The following is a 16,784-nucleotide window of genomic DNA, read 5'->3' on the forward strand; positions in this document are numbered from 1 at the left end:
CCGAATTTTATTCACCATAAAATTCACCGTTCTATGTCATCTGACAATTCCAAGTTCCTCGGCGAAGGACTCACCTATGATGATGTCCTTTTAGTTCCTGCTTATTCCGATGTACTTCCACGCGAAGTTGAAATTCGCACCAGGTTTACAAGAAACATTTCGATCAACGCACCTATCGTGTCCGCTGCAATGGATACTGTGACTGAATTCCGTCTCGCGATCGCGATGGCGCGCGAAGGAGGAATTGGGGTCATTCACAAAAATATGTCGATAGAAGCGCAGGCGGAACAAGTGCGCAAAGTGAAACGTTCGGAAAGCGGAATGATCATGGACCCGGTAACGCTTCATGATAATGCAACACTTGCCGATGCACTTGCATTGATGAAAGAAAATAAGATCGGCGGAATTCCTGTAACGGCGAAAGATGGAAAACTCATTGGCATTGTTACGAATCGCGATCTGCGTTTTGAAAAAAATCTGAAACGCCCGGTGAAGGAAGTGATGACGTCGGAAAATATCATTACCACAAAACAGGGAACTGATCTGAAAAAAGCAGAACAAATATTGCAACATCATAAAATAGAAAAACTTCCTGTTGTAGATAAAAACGATAAACTCGTAGGGCTCATCACGTATCGCGACATCATCAAAGTAAAAGAACATCCGAATGCGAGTAAAGATTCGATGGGACGATTGATGGTCGCTGCAGCGCTTGGTGTGACGCATGATACGATGGAGCGCGCGACTGCATTGGTAAATTCCGGAGTGGAAGCATTGATCATAGACACTGCTCACGGTCATTCGAAAGGTGTGATCGAAATGCTGAAACGCGTGAAAAAAGAATTTCCTAATACCGATATTATCGTTGGAAATGTTGGGACCGCCGAAGCAGGACTCGCATTAGTGAAAGCAGGAGCAGATGGAGTGAAAGTTGGAATAGGTCCGGGATCCATTTGCACTACGCGTGTGATCGCGGGCGTGGGTGTTCCGCAACTTTCTGCGGTGATGATGGTGGCGAATGCGTTGAAAAAATCGGGAGTGCCTGTTATTGCCGATGGAGGAATTCGTTTTACCGGAGATATTCCGAAAGCAATTGCCGCAGGTGCAAGCACGATCATGGCGGGATCTTTATTCGCAGGAGTAGAAGAAGCGCCGGGAGATACGATCATTTACGAAGGAAGAAAATTCAAATCGTATCGCGGAATGGGATCGCTCGACGCGATGGAAAAAGGATCGAAGGATAGGTATTTCCAGGATGTGGAAGATGATATCAAGAAATTAGTTCCGGAAGGAATTTCAGGACGCGTTCCGTTCAAAGGAACATTGGGTGAAGTGGTTTATCAATTGATTGGCGGACTGCGCGCAGGAATGGGATATACCGGATCGAAAAATATTGCTGCATTGCAGGAAGCGAAATTCATCCGCATCACTTCCGCGGGAATTCGCGAAAGTCATCCGCATGATATTGTGATTACGAGGGAAGCGCCGAACTACAGTACGAAATAGTTGTTTTGTTTCTTGTGTTGCTTTGTTGTAGGTATTCGATAGATTTCAATAGGAAACTTAAGAAACCAGGAAACAAAAGCAACGAATCACTGATTGTATTTCTTCTTCGTTCTCGTGAAATTTTTTGTCGAGTCGAGAGACGCTTTTAAAACAGACGGCGTAAATAAAATGGAATAGTCCACCGGTTGGTAATCTTCATTGTGTTCTTTGCGCGATGTCCAGTGAATTTTATTTTCTTCCACAGTTCCTTTCATAATTATTCTTGTGTAATTACTTTCGATGAGTTGAAATTTTTCGAGTGTGATGGAATCTCCTTTCAGCAAATAATTTCCCCAGGAACCTTTATACACAAAAACATTTCCTTCCCCGGTAAAATAATTGTCGAATGAAAATGCAGAGCCGTCCCTGAAAAATAACACGGGCTTTGCAGTTTTTTTTCCGTCGTGATCTTTTTCGGGCGATAAAGTATCGGAATAATAGCCATCGAATCTCAGTAATGAATTTGTCCCGGGAGAAAAATTTCTGTGATAAATGATCGAAGGATCGTAGGTAACGCAGGAAACAGCGATCGAAATAAAAAAAAGAAACGAAAAATATTTTCTCACTGTTTTTTCTCTTTTACTTCGCGGAGAATATCTTCCAGGAATTCGGCTTGTACTTCCTGGATCTCGAGCAAACGTTTGCTCTGGTGTATCATGAGGTGATCGAGTTTTTCGTGCAGCAATTTTATTTCCAGTTCTGCTTTCAGATTTATTTTATAATCGTGTTCACTCCGCACGCGGTCTTTGTCGCCCTGTCGATTCTGGCTCATCATGATGATCGGCGCCTGCACTGCGGCAAGACAGGATAAAATAAGATTGAGCGCCATGAACGGATACACGTCGAATGCATGTGTCATAAGTATCCACGCATTCAATCCCATCCAGCCGACGATGAACGAGAAGAAAAAAATAATGAATGTCCAGCTTCCGCCGAATTCCGCAATTTTATCAGCTATACGCTGACCGAAAGTCAGTTTATCTTCGAGATTATCTTCAATATTTTCTGAGAGAATTTTGTTATGCGTGATCGCTTCTACTACTTCATTCTCCAGTTTATCGAGGTCACCGATCTCCTGCTGAATAAGTCCTTCCACATATTTTTTCCGGTACGGGATAAGTTCCTCGATCGAGATATAATCTTTGCGTGAAAAAGAAGGATGATCTGTCACAATGAGTCCGAATAATTCTTCGCGCAACAATTCGCCGCGGATCGTTTCATTTTCCGGAACATCTTTTCCGCTTATTGCACATTTTACAGTCACCATGTTTTTAATTTTTAGTTTACCAATCGCCGGCGTAATCCAGTTTTTCCCCGCCGGTTTGTTTGAGCAATTCAAATTGGGTGCGAATGATCTGGCGCATGTGAAGCAGATCGTGTGCGTGCCAGTTCACGAGAAATAGTTTTGCAGTGATCGGCCCGATTTTCGGATGATGATGTGTTTTTCCCCAGTCCGGATTTTTCAGATCGCGCAGCCATTGAACAGAATTTTTTCTTTCCGAGAGAAATTTCTTCAACGTAATCGCGTAATCATTAGCAGCATAATTCCTTTCTTTTACCCAACCTTGCGGATCTGTTTTTGGTAATGGAAGTTCGGGAGTGGAAAGTGTATGTTTTGTTCTTGCGCGGAAATCATCACACTCTTCATCAAAAAGGTGAGAAACAATTTCAAGAAGGTTCCATTTTCCCTGTGCCGGCCTCCACAAAAATTCTTCACTCGTTTTATTACTTAGAAGAACAGAAAATATTTTTGCATTCTCTTCCAGTTTACCGGCAATAAGTAGATGGTTGAATAACATCAGCCGTTGATAGTGAGAATATTTCCGTTCTGCACAACCGTATATTTTTTGAGATTTTTCGGCGGAGGACCGGCGATCACCGTTCCGTTGGTGTCGTAAGTTCCGCCGTGACACGGACATTCGAGATGATCGTTGCTTCCATTGAATGCAACTGTACATCCGCTGTGCGTACACGTTTTGGCGAAAGCCATATAATTTGATGTTGTGACACAAACGACGATCACTGTCTCATAATAAATGTAACCACCGGCATGCGTCAACGCTGCGTTGGCAGGATCACCAAGGTCGACCGTAAAATTTATTTTTTCTTTTTTACAGCTTTCTGCTAAGCTCACGACTGCCGCAACGCCACAGAATGCACAGGCGGTTTTGATAAAAAATCTTCTTTCCATTTTCTCTGAAAAAAACTTTGCGGGCAGTTGCAAAGAATGTTGACTTAAAGTTAAAATAAAATTGCGAAAAAATTTAATTTAAAGACCAGGAATGATCCTCATTTTCCCCAATGGCCGTCGCCATGGCTATCACCCTGGCCTGCGCCGCCCGCATCGGCAGGCATTTGCATCTTCCGCACATTCCACGTGATGGTGAACATGAAATACTGGCTGAGTACATTGGTGCGGCTGTCTTCAACGTACGATTCCGTTACGGAACGCGTCACACTCAAATTCTGTTTCAGCAGGTCGAAAGAAGAAATTTTTGCTTCAAGCGATTTATCTTTCAGAAATTTGTAACCGACGTAAGCATTCCACAATAAAAAGTTACTGTTGTACCCGCTGCCAAGCCCTGAATAAAAATTCTGATCGAGTGATGTATTCACGACAAGTCGTTTAAAAAATATCAAATTCATTCTTGCGGAAACAGTGTGTGTGAAATAGTCGGAATTGGAACCGGCCTGCGATGGAAGCGAGTTATTGATGATGTTGTAACTTCCGTTGTACATGATCGTGAAGTCAACATCCTCCGAAATATTACTGCTGAGTGTAAGACCGGGCCCGACATTGAAATTATCAGCGAGATTCATCCGCCCGTTTATCATTCCCGGCGTTCTCGTGAATCCTGTCGAAACATTGAAGCCAAGATTCATTTTCAGTTTTGTGAGCGGCACTGCATAATTCACGAACATTCTTCCGTTCTTATAACCTTCAAGATTAACAGGCAGGGTAAGCTGGCTGCCACGATTGAGAAAAACTCCGTTCACCGTTGTGTCGCGCGATGCGATGGTTGTGGAGTTGCCAATGTAATGTTCCGTGATCCCACCATAGAAGAAAATAAAAAATCCGGTTCCTTTATCTGAATTTGTTTTTCCATAATGCGAAATGAAAGTATGCTCATAATCCTGCGTGAGTTTTGGGTTACCGGATTTCAATTGCAGCGGGTTCGAATTGTCAACTACATTCTGCAATTGGGAAATGGTAGGCGCTACTGTTGATGTGCGGTAGATCACTTTCCAGTTCGTGGTTTTATTGAATTTGTAATTGATATTCGCATTCGGTAAAATATTCTGGTAATTGCTTGTCACCATTCCGCTCACAGGATAGGTCTGGTCACTTTCAAGATTTGCATATTGGTAATCCGATCCGATAATCACAGTGAGTTTTTCTCCGGCGTAACGATAAGCAACGCCGCTTCTTCCGGTGGTATAGGTGCTTTTGTATTTGTTCGACAAAGCAGAATCGAGCATGTCGTACAATTCATTGTTCGGATTGTGATCGTTCGTTTCTTTCTGAAGATCATTTTTTGTAATAGAAGGTGTGAGCGTGAAAAGAAATTGTCCTTTCTTCCTGAAAGGTTCTGTCCACGATAAAGACGGAGTGTAAGAAGTACTCAGTGAATTAAGGGAGGAATGCTGATCGAGTACCGTCGTATCATTCGGAAAATAAATATTGCGGGTATAATAAATTCCTGTTCCGTTCCGCTGGTTCAGAGAATTCCCGACATCGAACGTAATGGAACGTCCCTGTTTTGCGAACCGATGGCGATAAGTGATGTTGTTTGTAAAAGTGAATCCGAGATTGTCAGAAGCATTTCTCGTGTTCGTCATACTCTGGTTGATCACTTCGGCGAGAACATTCACGCCGTTATCCGTTTTATTATAATCGGTGAATTGTGAAGTGAAGCGGGGATTGATGACGAGTACATCCATGGAATCAATGTTGTATTCGAAACGGAAATTGAAACGGTGATTCACGTTTCGCGTGTACGCGGAGGAAGTGTCGTTGTAAATAAGTGTGGAATCGTTGGTAGTGAAATAATTCCTGGTGAGCTTTGTATTATTGAAATTGGAAGAATAATTGAAAAAATAACTTCCGGAGACTTTTATTTTCGGCCCCCACATGTCGGAATAATTTGTACCGAATGCGTGCGTAGTAGAAATTCCTCCCTGCTGGCCCACCATGAAATTGCCGGAAGATCCGCCTCCGTGATTTCCGCCGCTTCCTCCTTTTCCGCCCATCATCATTTTCATTCCGCCTCCGCCACCGAGTAAACCGAAAAGATCCTGCGTGTTGAAATTCTGCTGGTTGATGTCGTTGCTCATACCGATGAATGTAAGCCGGCGATTGTGATTGAAATAATTCATTGTCACACCGGAATTGTATCTTGAATTGGTTCCGTACCCGGCGTAAATTTTTCCGAATGTTCCGTTCATCCCGCCTTTCTTGGTAATGATGTTCACCGTTTTTTTGGAATTACCATCATCGAAACCGGTGAGGCGTGATTGTTCGCTTGATGCATCGTACACCTGCACCTGGTCCACCATATCGGCAGGAACATTTTTCAAAGCAGCATTCGGATCGTCACCGAAAAAAGGTTTTCCATCAACAAGCACCTGCTTCACATCTTCGCCATGCACTTTCGGGCCGCTTCCATCATTGGTAACGCCGGGCATTTTATTGAGCAGATCTTCTGCAGTGGCATCCGGGTTCGTTTTGTATGCACTTGCGTTGAACATCGTCGTATCTCCACTCTGCGTTACGCGCGTCTGGATCTCTTTGATCTGAGTTTCATCAAGGATCACTCCATCGTTTTTAAGAAAGATATTTCCGAGATCAATATCAGCGCTCTGCACCATTGCAAATTTTCTTCCGGGTGAATAGCCCGGTGCGAGGATTTTAACACGGTAAGGGCCATCTGCAAGTCCGCCGATGGAAAACTTTCCGAGAGAATCTGTCATTGCGCCCGCCACTGCGAGTGAATCATGCGGATGAAAAAGAATAACGGTTGCGCCGAATATTTTTTTATTGCCCGTCGAATCGGTGACCACTCCTTTTACAACATGAGTTTGCGCAGCAAGTTGAAATGTGCTGGTGAGAAAAAGAAATAGAAAAAACAGGAGCGTAGTCTTTTTCAATAGTGAAATTTGTTTTGTAAAATTAAAAGTTTGTGATTGGTAAGACGCCTTTCGTGTGAAATGCTTTCTGAAAAATTGCTAAAAAATAAAATTCATTTTGCTGATGAGCGGCGGATTTCCGTGACGAGGATTTTTTCATTGAGCACACCACACACATTGTACCTGATGATGCCCTGTTGATCAATGATAATGTGAGTGGGATAGCAATTATTATAAAAATCGCCATGAACGGGCACTCCGCCTTCCACGAGGTGATAATTGAACTGGTGAGCGGCTATTGCAGAATCTGCGAAGGAATTATTTTCGAATACTACAGAAATAAAAACAATGCTATCTGCAGAAAATTCCGATGGTATTTTATTCAGTTCAGGCATTTCTGTATAGCATCCGGGGCAATGCACCGACCAGAAATTAAGAACGACCATTTTCCCGCGCAGTGAATCGCTGTTCCAGCGAATGCCATGCACATCTGTGAGATCAAAGTGTGGCGCAAGCGTATCCTGGTAATGATTTTTCTGCCAGATAATGACGCTGTCTTCCTTTTGAGAGAAAACAGGAAACGGGTAAAGCAGGAACAGCAGAAAAATTTTCTGCATGAAGAAAAATCAGTTAATGCCCGAAAAAGTTTTTGAAAACATATCGCCGAGAAGAGGAACGGCCTGTTCTTTTCCGCCTGCGGCATTCACGATTCCCATGATAGCAGCGCCGAGAATGAGAAGATTGATCAGGCGTAAAGGCCAGAAAAGCATGAGCCCGACATAAGGCATGATGAAGATGAGCATGACAGAAATGATCACGATCGCCAGCCCGATGCACATCAGGCCAAGTCCCTGGCGGAGATGAAAGGCAGCGAATTTTGTTTTCTGATTTCCATGCAGGATATAGGCGATGATCCATCCGATGGGAGTACAGTAAGCGAGAATAGCATTTGTTTTCCCCGTATCAATATCTTTCTGATCGGGAGCAGCGTTTGGAGTGTTTTCCATTTTTGAGTTGGTTTGTTCAGTGTAAAAATAGTTCTTTTCTCCATTCCTCCCTATGGTATTTTCTCCACATTCCCGTGTCAAAGTATTTCATACAAAATGTATCACACAAAATGTGTGATATAATTTGTATAATTTGATGAAAAGAAATATCTTTGGGTGTGGAAAAAGAATTCAATCCCTTTCCGCTGACCGTTTATAAAGGGCCGGCGCATTTCTGCGATCGCGAGGAAGAGACAGCGGAGTTGCAGAGAAATATCAGGAATGATATCAATACTACGTTATTTGCCATTCGAAGGATTGGGAAAACAGGGCTCATTCATCACGTATTTGACCGTTACCGTGACAGTAGGAGAACGTCCTGTATTTATATTGATATTCTCGGCACTTCCAGCCTGAAGGAATTCTGCGACCATCTCGCTACAGCTATTTATCAGCGATTTCCTGAACAGCGTTCGCTGGGAAAAAAGATCATTGATTTTATAAGAATGCTGCGGCCGGTGATCAGTTATGACGGGCTTTCCGGCCAGCCGGAAGTGAGTTTTGAAACCGGTGAGATCAGGAGAACAGAAAATACCATCCACCAGCTTTTCAACTTTCTTGACGGGCAGAAAATAAAAATAGTTTTCGCTATCGATGAATTCCAGCAGATACTGGAATATCCCGAGAAGAATACCGAAGCATTACTGCGCTCCTGTATGCAGCATTCAAAAAACACGATTTTCATTTTCAGCGGGAGCAACCAGAAAATGATGCATGAGATATTCAACAGCGGCAAACGGCCATTCTTCGCCAGTTGCAGCAATCTTCACCTTGATTACATTGACCGCAAACAATATGAATCATTCATACAGCGGGTATTCAGAAAATATAAGCGGGTCATTGATCCGGAAAGTATTTCCTTTATTTATACCTGGACGCTGGGACACACTTTTTATATCCAGTATTTCTGTAATTATCTTTTTTCGACCGGCAATAAACATATTCGCCTGCAGGATACAAGAAATGCTGCGACTGAAATTCTTATGCGGAATGAAAATTTATTTTATCAGTACAGAAACCTGATCACCAAACCACAATGGAAACTGTTGACGGCAATTGCGAAGGAAACACGTTTGTACAAACCACATGCGCACCTTTTTATCCGCGCACACGGGCTTGGCACTTCATCCATGGTCACGCGGAGCATGGAGGCGTTACTGGAAAAAGAACTGATCTTTCAGAATACAATGGCGGAAAATCCTTATTACGAAGTTTATGATAAATTCCTGATGCGTTGGCTGCAGCATTTTTAAAAAGGTACCGCGAAATTTTTACAGGAAAAACTTTATTCCGTTTCATCTTCAGCAAAACTTACCCTATACCCATCGGTATCTCTGATCGTGAATTCATTGGTGCCGTAAAAAGTTTTGTTCAGGTGTTTTACAAAATCACAGTTATTCTTTTTCGCGGTTTCATACCATTTGCCGATGGCGGTTACATCCATGTAAAGTAAAACGGTTCCGCCCACTTTGTGATCCTTGTATTCCGGGTTGGCTTCCACAAAACTTTTCATCGACTGGATCATGATGCTGACCTCATCGCGCTTGATCATTGCGAAAATAGTTTCGTCCTGGCCGGGAACAGTGGTGAGAATTTCAAAACCGAATGTATCGCGGTAAAAACCGGCAGCGCGGTCCACATTTTCCGACATGATATTTATGGTGAGCGCTTTTAATTTCATAGCCGGGAATTATTTACCGGAAGGAATATTTTCTCCGGGTTCCAATGGAATATTATTTTCATGCGAACGTTCTGTTGCAGCGAGAACATGCACTTTTATTTTTTTTACATCCATATACTCATCCGTAAATTTCAGAACATATTCGCCCGGTACAAGCCCATACTTTCCATGGCCGGCAGCTTTCGGTGGTTTACCGCTTTCTTTGATCCATTCTTTGAAAGCGACTGCATTCACTGAATCAACTAGAAGATCTTCCTGCATAAAGTTGAATCCTTTCTCACTCGTGTCCTTCGCAGTAGCGAAAAGAAATTTCTCATCGCCGGAATACAATTCTATGGTGGTGATTGTTTTTGCACCGCAGTACCAGCTGAGTGATGCGTAAGTTGCCGGAAACATTTTTTCGTCCCCGCCGATCGTAACAAAAGAAATTGATTGAGTTATAGAGCCGGGATCAAAAGCAAAAATTGCTTCTCCCATAATGGTATCATTCACTTGTTCCAGCGCAGCAATGTGTGCGATGTAAATTGATCGCCCGTGAGTACCGATCACCAGGTCATGCTCACGCGGCTGTACCACGAGATCATGAATCGCAACGGGAGGAATTCCTTTTGTCATTCGCATGAAATTTTTTCCGCGATCGAAACTCAGGTAAAGTCCCTGATCACTTCCGACAAACAAAAGGTTTTCATTCACCGGGTCTTCCCGCATAACATTCAGAGGTTCCATTGGTAAATTCATTCCTATGCGCGTCCACGTTGCGCCAAAATCTTCAGAGACATACAGCAGTGAAGAAAAATTATCCCATTGGAATCCGCTGAGCACGGCATACACTCTTCCTTCCACGAAAGAAGAAGCGATAACGCGATTCACGCGCATGTTCTGCGGAAGCTTATCGGAAATTCTTGTCCATGAAACGCCGCCGTCTTTTGTAACATAGATCAATCCATCATCGCTGCCGGTGTAGATCAATCCGAATTTCATTGACGATTCTGCGAGGGTAGTGATGGTTCCATAAGGGACATCGCCTGCGCGCCCGCCACGCGTAAGATCAGCGGAGATAGCAGTGAAATGATCGCCTTTATCCATGGAGCGATATAGTTTTTGCGACGCCATGTATAAAATATCCTGGTTATGTTCACTCAGTAAAATCGGAGTTTGCCAGTTGAAACGCATTGGTTTTTCACCGAGCTCCATTTCGGGGCGAACCTGTTTTGATTCACCTGTTGTTTTATTCACGCGGAAATAATATCCGAACTGGTAACCGGCATAAACTGTATTGTTGTCGCGCGTGTCCACCTGCACCTGCATGCCATCGCCACCGAGCACACGCTTGTATGGATACGCGCCATCGTCATACCAGGAAAGATCCGGCGAATAATCAGAAGGCCCGCACCACACGCCGTTGTCCTGCAATCCGCCGTACACATTATAAGGAGTTGCCATATCTGCATTCACCGAATAGAATTGTCCTACATCAGGTGTGTTTGCTTTGAACCAAGTGACTCCATCATCCCACGAAATATTTACGCCACCATCATTTCCATTGATGAGATGTCCTTTCCTTTTCGGATCGATCCAGAAAGCATGATGATCGCCATGTTGATTTGCGCCATTGGAAGAATGAAAAGTTTTTCCGCCGTCTGTACTTTTCATCAACTCCACGCCTGCAATAAAAATTTCATTCACATCGGCAGGTGACACCCATATCTTTCCGAAATAATAACCGTAAGTGAAAAATAATCCGTCGAGTTGCTGCGTGTTCACTTTTTTCCACGTTGCTCCACCGTCGGCGGAAAAATAAATTTCGGGGCCAATGATGGGTTTACTGAAGAGATCGCTGTTGGCATCCGAAACATAATCGGCAAGTGCAACAGGAAGAATTTTTCCGGAACGTACCATTTCATTCACAGCATTCACTGAATATTTTTCCGGAAAATTATTTTCGAGCAGATATTTTCTGAGTTTGCCAGGATCGAGCGAGAGAAATTGTTCCTTCGTCATGTTACGGAAATCATTCGGGGAGAGATGGTCTTTCTTTTTCACGGAATCTAAAGGAAGATTCTGATTGTCGACGATCGCGTAGATCATTTTCGGATCGCCCTGGAAAATACTGAGGCCGATGCGACCTACATTTTCTCCTTGCGCAAATCCGCTTTTAGGGCCGGTGATGAGATTCCATGAATCGCCACCATCCGTACTTTTGTAAATTCCGGATGAAGTTCCGCCTTCCACAAGATTCCATGCTTTACGTTCGCGATGCCACGCCACTGCATACAATACATTTTCATTGGAAGGATCGGAAAAAAGATCAATGGCTCCCGTGTTTTCATCAATGAAAAGAGTTTGTTTCCATGTTGCGCCGCCATCTGTACTTTTAAAAATTCCGCGCTCTTTATTCGGAGTATAAAGATGGCCGATAGCGGCGACCCATATTTTATTGTGATCCGTTTTTGACAGAATAATTTTTCCGATGTGATGCGATTCCGGCAGGCCTTTGTATTCCCATGTCATTCCTCCATTGCTGCTGTGATAAATTCCGGTTCCTGAATAAGAAGAGCGGCTGGAATTAGATTCACCTGTTCCCACCCAGATATCTTTCGCAATAGAATTTTCCCAGTTCACCGCGATGTCGCCGATGTCAACCATTGCTTCATTATCAAACACCGGAGAAAAAGTTGTTCCGTTATTGTTCGTGAACCAGACACCGCCGGATGCATACGCTACAAAAAAAATTGTCGGATCATCGGGATTTGCATCAATGTCCACCACGCGCCCGCTCATCACGCTTGGGCCTACGCTGCGGCAATTGACATTAGTAACAATGGAATTCTCTTCGCATTTTTTTCTTTTGTCGAGGCCGGCAAGACGTTCTGTTGCAGAAGTTCCTTTGGGATCAGGTGCTGCAGGAGGCGGAGAAACTTTTTGTGAGAAAAGCTGAAGCGGGAGAAGCAGGAGAAAATATTTGCTGAGATTCATAGTGGAAGATTAGGTGGTGTGAAATTAGGAAAAAGTTGATAGTTATGAGTTATGAGTTTCGGGCAGTGGGATTTGAGATTTTGGAATTCGATAAGAGGATTTCGAAAATAGATTTCTGGAAACGGAGAATATTTTATAATGAAATAAAAGGAAAAACTATATTTGATTTCAGTTATCCGCAAATTCCTGCCATGAAATATTTTCTTTTTGCCGGTATTCTATTTACCGTTGCTTTTTTTGCGTGCGATCATCCGCAGGACAATTACAAAGTGAATGAACTTGCAACGCGTGTAGATTCGCTTGAAAAAAATTCGGAAAAATTTTACAAACCCGGCTTTGGTGAACTGATGAGTAATATTCAAACGCATCACATCAAACTCTGGTTTGCCGGAAAAAATAAAAACTGGCCGCTGGCTGATTTCGAGATACACGAGATCATAGAATCGTTCGAAGATATTGCTGCTTATGAAACCGACCGGCCGGAAACCAAACTTGCATCCATCATCCTTCCTGATCTCGACAGTGTGAGTGATGCAATTAACAGGAATGACGAACCTCTTTTTGAAAGAAGTTACACGAACATGACCGCTACCTGTAATGATTGCCATCATAATGCAAAGTTTGAATTCAATGAAATAAAAATTCCGGAATCAAATCCTTTCAGCGATCAGGAATTTGAAATGACAAAAAATAAATAAAAAATATTTTCCGATATGGGAAATGAAAAAGACGACCCCAAATTGAATTTCATTCTGCGTGCGCTCAGATCGGTGAAGAACATCATCGATTCTATTTCGAATATGCAGAAACTGATTGCACTCGGTGTTCTTGTTTTTTTTCTTTTGTTCTGCGTGGGAATGATCATCACGCCAACCGATAAATCCTACTATTGCGTTTACCCGATTGGAATGGTGGTGATCATCCCGATTTCTATAATCGGAATATTGATCGACAGGGCAGGGGAGAGAAAGTTAAAGGCAAAAGAGTTGGGGTCAGTCAGACTTACAGAAGATAATAGACTGACAATTGCTAAAATGGATATTTCAAAGAAGGAAAGGCTGGTTCAGAATTTCAAAGAAGAAAGAAATTCATTCATACTTTACAGGCCGGCTGAAAGAGGATGGAAAAAACAACAATACATGAGCTATGCTGAGTATATGATAAAATTCGGAATGGCTACGAAAGAAAACATTGCACAACTTGAATCGCAAAACAAGTCGCAACATCAATACAGCAGAATGTATTGGGAATCTCAATTTATCATTTTCCAGTTTGGAGATGATGTGGTACTGGAATTCACCGATGAATCTACGATGAAGGAAGTAGAATACCTTTTAGATAAGGAGAAGAAGAATTATCTCAAGGAAGAGAAACGTGAAATGACTCCGGATGAAATTCGCCAGGCAAGGGTATTACTGGTACGGGGAGAGTCCTTGGAATTAAAATTATCATTTACAATTGGAGCGATCGTTGCTGTCTTTGATAAAAAATTAATTGAATATGTGAACGATGAATCCAAGATCCTTCCAAACTTCATGAAATTTGTGATGTCGATAACAATTGAACCTATTGATGAGCTTCGTTCATTTCACAATGAAAATTCAATAATAATGATTACCAGAGCGACATTCATCAAAGTCAATGTGAATGGCCTGCTTCAGGATTTTAATATTTACCGTGCTTATAAATTCATTGAAACGGATGAGCGTATTTATATGCTGCAGATTCAGTGGTCTCCGGAGTCGCATTATGCTATTGAAGTTTGGGAAGAACTCAGGAAAGTTCTCGATTCATTCGAGATCATTGATCATTGATCAGGAAAAATTTTCATTGATCCCCAATCCAAAAAGAGCAAAATCATATTTCACCGGGTCTTTCGGATCAAATTCGCGCAGCTTTGCCGTCAATTCTTCCACCGATTTCCAGTCGTTCTGCTTGCGCGTGAGTAACCCGAGCGCGCGCGCGGTATTGCCCACATGCACATCGAGCGGCACACACAGGTGCGCAGGAGAAATATTTTTCCATATTCCGAAATCGACTCCGGTTTTATCTTTTCGCACCATCCATCGCAAAAACATATTGATCCTTTTGGCAGAAGAATTTTTTCCCGGATCAGAAATATGTTTTTCAGAACGTGAAGGATGCTTTACGCTGAAAAAAATATTCCGGAAATGAATAATTGCTTCTTTCCTGTTTTTTTTCCGGAAACAATTTTCAAGCCCGCCGTGCTTCCGGTAAATATTTCTCAAAGCAAGAATAAAAAATTGTGCATCGGTGCAGTTGAAAGTACGATGCGTGAATTGGCCAAGCCGTTTCATTTCTTTGGCGGAAGAATTCATGGTGAACCGGAAAGGATCCATATCCATCAGTTCCATTAATTTTTTTGCATTGCGGACAATAACGGGGCGTTGTCCCCAGGAAATGGTTGCTGTAAAAAATCCTGCGATCTCCACGTCTTCTTTTTTTGAAAATAAATGCGGGATGGAGATCGGGTCATTTTTGATGAACGACTCGCAGTTGTACTGCAGCACTTTTGCATCGAGAAAATCTTTCAGCTCCGCAGGATTCATCAGAAAAAATTCAAAAAAAAATAATTCAACCCTTGTTCACATTCTCTTCCACGCGATCAATCTTGTCATTCATCATCCTGAAAAAACGGAAACGTTGTTTTTCAGAAACGCCCGAAATGAGATTCGATTTTTTGATCAGGTTTCTCAGCCATCGTTCCGATTCTTCAGAGAAAGACGGACTGAGTGTGGCCATGGAATTGAAAGTATTATGCGTGAGGTAAGTCACTTTGTTATTATTCATCGTTACAAGAATGCAATTGTTCCCGATCATGAGATCAGAAAGGTAGAGGAGATAATTTTCTGTACTTCCCGCTGGCGGAACTTCTCCTCGGAATTTTGTACTTGCTGCAGCTTGTTTTTCAATTCCGCCTATCATGCTCCTGATATCTTCCAGCACCAGCAATGCATCTTCTTTGTGTTTGAATAATCCCGATTCCCAATAATACTCCACCTGCTTGAGCGTGCTGTTGATCGTGTCTTCCGACCAGATCTCGATAGAAGGAATCTCAAGGTAAAGCGAATAGATCTCAGCGATGAAATCTTTCAGCTCTGTTGGAATTGCAGTGATGTCGAATTTTTTTCCTTCATACTGCGACACGTTCAGAATGGATTTTGTCCAGTAGAAAAGTTTGAATGCAGAAAGATTCAGAAATCCGAAGTGATGAAATATCGGAATATCTACACCGGAAAAAATAATTTCCTTCTGGTCCGCCGCTTTTATCCGTTTCATGTCGTTCAGAATATTCATGAGATAGCCACGAAAATTTTCGAGATCATCGGAGAGATGGTGGTAATGAAATGTAACTGTACTGCCGAAAGATTTTTCCGGCTTGCCCACGAAGTCAAAAGGAATACGATAATGGGTACAAAGTTTTGTCACTTCATCAATAGTAAGCGCTGTCTCGCCGCGAATTCTCCGGTAAGCGCTGTCGGTACTCACACTCAGAAGATCTGCCATTTCATCTACCAGCGAAGTATTGGAAGAAACGGTTTCTTTTAACTTTTTGATGAATTGAGACTGGACGGTGAATTCCTGTTTGGCCATTTTTGGGAGCAGTTGTGAGGGGTTATTTGTTGCGGAAAATACTAAAATTAAATTACTATTTGCAATAATCGCAAAAAAGCATGGGCTTTCCTAATTATAAATGCCTTTTTAATTCTTATTGCAACAAGCAGGAGTTGTGCCGCGATTCCCCGTTTTAGTCCATGTGATAGTCATGATAGTTTTGATCTCAACACCAAGACCAATTCTTATGAAAGCCATCGTTCAGAAAATGAAACGCAGTGCAGTTGTATTGTGCATCATTATTACAATGACCGGTTTTTATTCCTGCAACCTGCCGGTGACGATCGAGAAATGTCATTACTCGAATGGGTATTACATGAAAATGGCGGGCGAAAGAAAAAATGGAAATGATTCCACCGTGGAGAGAAAAAATTTTCTTGTTGTAAAACCTCCCGTGCGCCCGCGTGCTATACCTGCTTCCGGAAAACAAATGATAGTTGTGCAGAATTCGCAGTTCAGGGATATGAGTGTTACCGTGCGCAGGAAAAAAGAAATGAGAGATGATGGTGTGAAAGGAAATGCGCCATTCGCACAGAAAAATTCCGATCCGTTAAAAAAGAATTTAAATAACGGAGTAAAGCAGCAGGATGATTCCATGTGGGGAATGTTGTTCCGTTTATCTGTACTGATGTCTGTGTTGAATTTCATTTTCATTTTTCTGTCGTACCTCGCTTTGTTCGGATCCGGATTTATTTTACCAGCGGCTTTGAAATTGATGGCCATCCGGAAAAAAAGAAAAAAAGAAAATCAAAACTAATAATCAAACCTAAACC

General features: G+C 42.5%; 16 protein-coding genes. 5 read left to right on the forward strand and 11 right to left on the reverse strand.

The genetic code is table 11. The features are described from left to right. Positions 1-33 precede the first annotated feature (33 nt). Positions 34-1,506: an IMP dehydrogenase gene (gene guaB, locus HY064_12320; protein MBI3511441.1), complete on the forward strand. Its 1,473-nt coding sequence runs from the start codon at positions 34-36 to the stop codon at positions 1,504-1,506. 86 nt (positions 1,507-1,592) lie between these two features. Here the strand turns inward: guaB and HY064_12325 are convergent, their stop codons facing one another. From HY064_12325 to HY064_12355, 7 genes are all read right to left on the reverse strand, one after another. Then, entirely contained in the window at positions 1,593-2,111 is a 519-nt protein-coding gene (locus HY064_12325; protein MBI3511442.1) for a hypothetical protein, read from the reverse strand. Continuing rightward, entirely contained in the window at positions 2,108-2,812 is a 705-nt protein-coding gene (locus tag HY064_12330; protein ID MBI3511443.1) for a DUF1003 domain-containing protein, read from the reverse strand. Before HY064_12330 ends, HY064_12325 begins: the two co-directional genes overlap by 4 nt. Positions 2,813-2,828: 16 nt before the next feature. After that, positions 2,829-3,344: a DinB family protein gene (locus tag HY064_12335; GenBank protein MBI3511444.1), complete on the reverse strand. Its 516-nt coding sequence runs from the start codon at positions 3,342-3,344 to the stop codon at positions 2,829-2,831. Then, the gene (locus HY064_12340; GenBank protein MBI3511445.1) at positions 3,344-3,679 is read right to left on the reverse strand and encodes a Rieske 2Fe-2S domain-containing protein; all 336 of its coding nucleotides are present in this window, start codon (positions 3,677-3,679) and stop codon (positions 3,344-3,346) included. The genes HY064_12335 and HY064_12340 overlap by 1 nt, the downstream gene beginning before the upstream one ends. Positions 3,680-3,834: 155 nt before the next feature. Further along, complete coding sequence (locus HY064_12345) at positions 3,835-6,693, reverse strand: TonB-dependent receptor (GenBank protein MBI3511446.1); 2,859 nt, start codon at positions 6,691-6,693, stop codon at positions 3,835-3,837. Positions 6,694-6,785: 92 nt separating this feature from the next. Then, a complete protein-coding gene (locus HY064_12350; GenBank protein MBI3511447.1) occupies positions 6,786-7,289 on the reverse strand; it encodes a TlpA family protein disulfide reductase in 504 nt (167 codons plus the stop codon). 9 nt (positions 7,290-7,298) lie between these two features. After that, entirely contained in the window at positions 7,299-7,679 is a 381-nt protein-coding gene (locus tag HY064_12355; protein ID MBI3511448.1) for a hypothetical protein, read from the reverse strand. Positions 7,680-7,837: 158 nt separating this feature from the next. Here HY064_12355 and HY064_12360 point away from each other — a divergent pair, with 158 nt between their 5' ends. Continuing rightward, the gene (locus HY064_12360; GenBank protein MBI3511449.1) at positions 7,838-8,971 is read left to right on the forward strand and encodes an ATP-binding protein; all 1,134 of its coding nucleotides are present in this window, start codon (positions 7,838-7,840) and stop codon (positions 8,969-8,971) included. 32 nt (positions 8,972-9,003) lie between these two features. Here HY064_12360 and HY064_12365 read toward each other — a convergent pair whose 3' ends face one another. Further along, positions 9,004-9,399, reverse strand: coding sequence for a VOC family protein (locus HY064_12365; GenBank protein ID MBI3511450.1), 396 nt, complete (start codon positions 9,397-9,399; stop codon positions 9,004-9,006). 9 nt (positions 9,400-9,408) lie between these two features. After that, on the reverse strand, positions 9,409-12,375 hold the full coding sequence (locus HY064_12370; GenBank protein ID MBI3511451.1) for a glycosyl hydrolase: 2,967 nt from the start codon (positions 12,373-12,375) through the stop codon (positions 9,409-9,411). 191 nt (positions 12,376-12,566) lie between these two features. On the opposite strand from HY064_12370, the gene HY064_12375 reads away from it, so the two are divergent. Then, positions 12,567-13,073, forward strand: coding sequence for a hypothetical protein (locus tag HY064_12375; protein ID MBI3511452.1), 507 nt, complete (start codon positions 12,567-12,569; stop codon positions 13,071-13,073). 102 nt (positions 13,074-13,175) lie between these two features. Next, complete coding sequence (locus HY064_12380; protein MBI3511453.1) at positions 13,176-14,189, forward strand: hypothetical protein; 1,014 nt, start codon at positions 13,176-13,178, stop codon at positions 14,187-14,189. Here the strand turns inward: HY064_12380 and HY064_12385 are convergent, their stop codons facing one another. Both HY064_12385 and HY064_12390 read right to left on the reverse strand, forming a co-directional pair. Continuing rightward, positions 14,190-14,945, reverse strand: coding sequence for a TIGR02757 family protein (locus tag HY064_12385; GenBank protein ID MBI3511454.1), 756 nt, complete (start codon positions 14,943-14,945; stop codon positions 14,190-14,192). A gap of 25 nt (positions 14,946-14,970) precedes the next feature. Next, the gene (locus HY064_12390; protein ID MBI3511455.1) at positions 14,971-15,990 is read right to left on the reverse strand and encodes a hypothetical protein; all 1,020 of its coding nucleotides are present in this window, start codon (positions 15,988-15,990) and stop codon (positions 14,971-14,973) included. Positions 15,991-16,198: 208 nt separating this feature from the next. Between HY064_12390 and HY064_12395 the strand changes: the two genes are divergently transcribed. Beyond that, the gene (locus HY064_12395) at positions 16,199-16,768 is read left to right on the forward strand and encodes a hypothetical protein (protein ID MBI3511456.1); all 570 of its coding nucleotides are present in this window, start codon (positions 16,199-16,201) and stop codon (positions 16,766-16,768) included. Positions 16,769-16,784 lie beyond the last annotated feature (16 nt).

The organism is Bacteroidota bacterium (genome assembly GCA_016194975.1).
GTDB lineage: Bacteria > Bacteroidota > Bacteroidia > Palsa-965 > Palsa-965.

What these genes read in the sequence shown, in the direction of transcription:
- guaB (MBI3511441.1), top strand. Translation starts at nt 34, where the DNA reads ATGTCATCTGACAATTCCAAGTTCCTCGGCGAAGGACTCACCTATGAT.
- HY064_12330 (MBI3511443.1), bottom strand. Translation starts at nt 2,812, where the DNA reads ATGGTGACTGTAAAATGTGCAATAAGCGGAAAAGATGTTCCGGAAAAT.
- HY064_12335 (MBI3511444.1), bottom strand. Translation starts at nt 3,344, where the DNA reads ATGTTATTCAACCATCTACTTATTGCCGGTAAACTGGAAGAGAATGCA.
- HY064_12350 (MBI3511447.1), bottom strand. Translation starts at nt 7,289, where the DNA reads ATGCAGAAAATTTTTCTGCTGTTCCTGCTTTACCCGTTTCCTGTTTTC.
- HY064_12355 (MBI3511448.1), bottom strand. Translation starts at nt 7,679, where the DNA reads ATGGAAAACACTCCAAACGCTGCTCCCGATCAGAAAGATATTGATACG.
- HY064_12365 (MBI3511450.1), bottom strand. Translation starts at nt 9,399, where the DNA reads ATGAAATTAAAAGCGCTCACCATAAATATCATGTCGGAAAATGTGGAC.
- HY064_12370 (MBI3511451.1), bottom strand. Translation starts at nt 12,375, where the DNA reads ATGAATCTCAGCAAATATTTTCTCCTGCTTCTCCCGCTTCAGCTTTTC.
- HY064_12375 (MBI3511452.1), top strand. Translation starts at nt 12,567, where the DNA reads ATGAAATATTTTCTTTTTGCCGGTATTCTATTTACCGTTGCTTTTTTT.
- HY064_12380 (MBI3511453.1), top strand. Translation starts at nt 13,176, where the DNA reads ATGCAGAAACTGATTGCACTCGGTGTTCTTGTTTTTTTTCTTTTGTTC.
- HY064_12385 (MBI3511454.1), bottom strand. Translation starts at nt 14,945, where the DNA reads ATGAATCCTGCGGAGCTGAAAGATTTTCTCGATGCAAAAGTGCTGCAG.
- HY064_12390 (MBI3511455.1), bottom strand. Translation starts at nt 15,990, where the DNA reads ATGGCCAAACAGGAATTCACCGTCCAGTCTCAATTCATCAAAAAGTTA.
- HY064_12395 (MBI3511456.1), top strand. Translation starts at nt 16,199, where the DNA reads ATGAAAGCCATCGTTCAGAAAATGAAACGCAGTGCAGTTGTATTGTGC.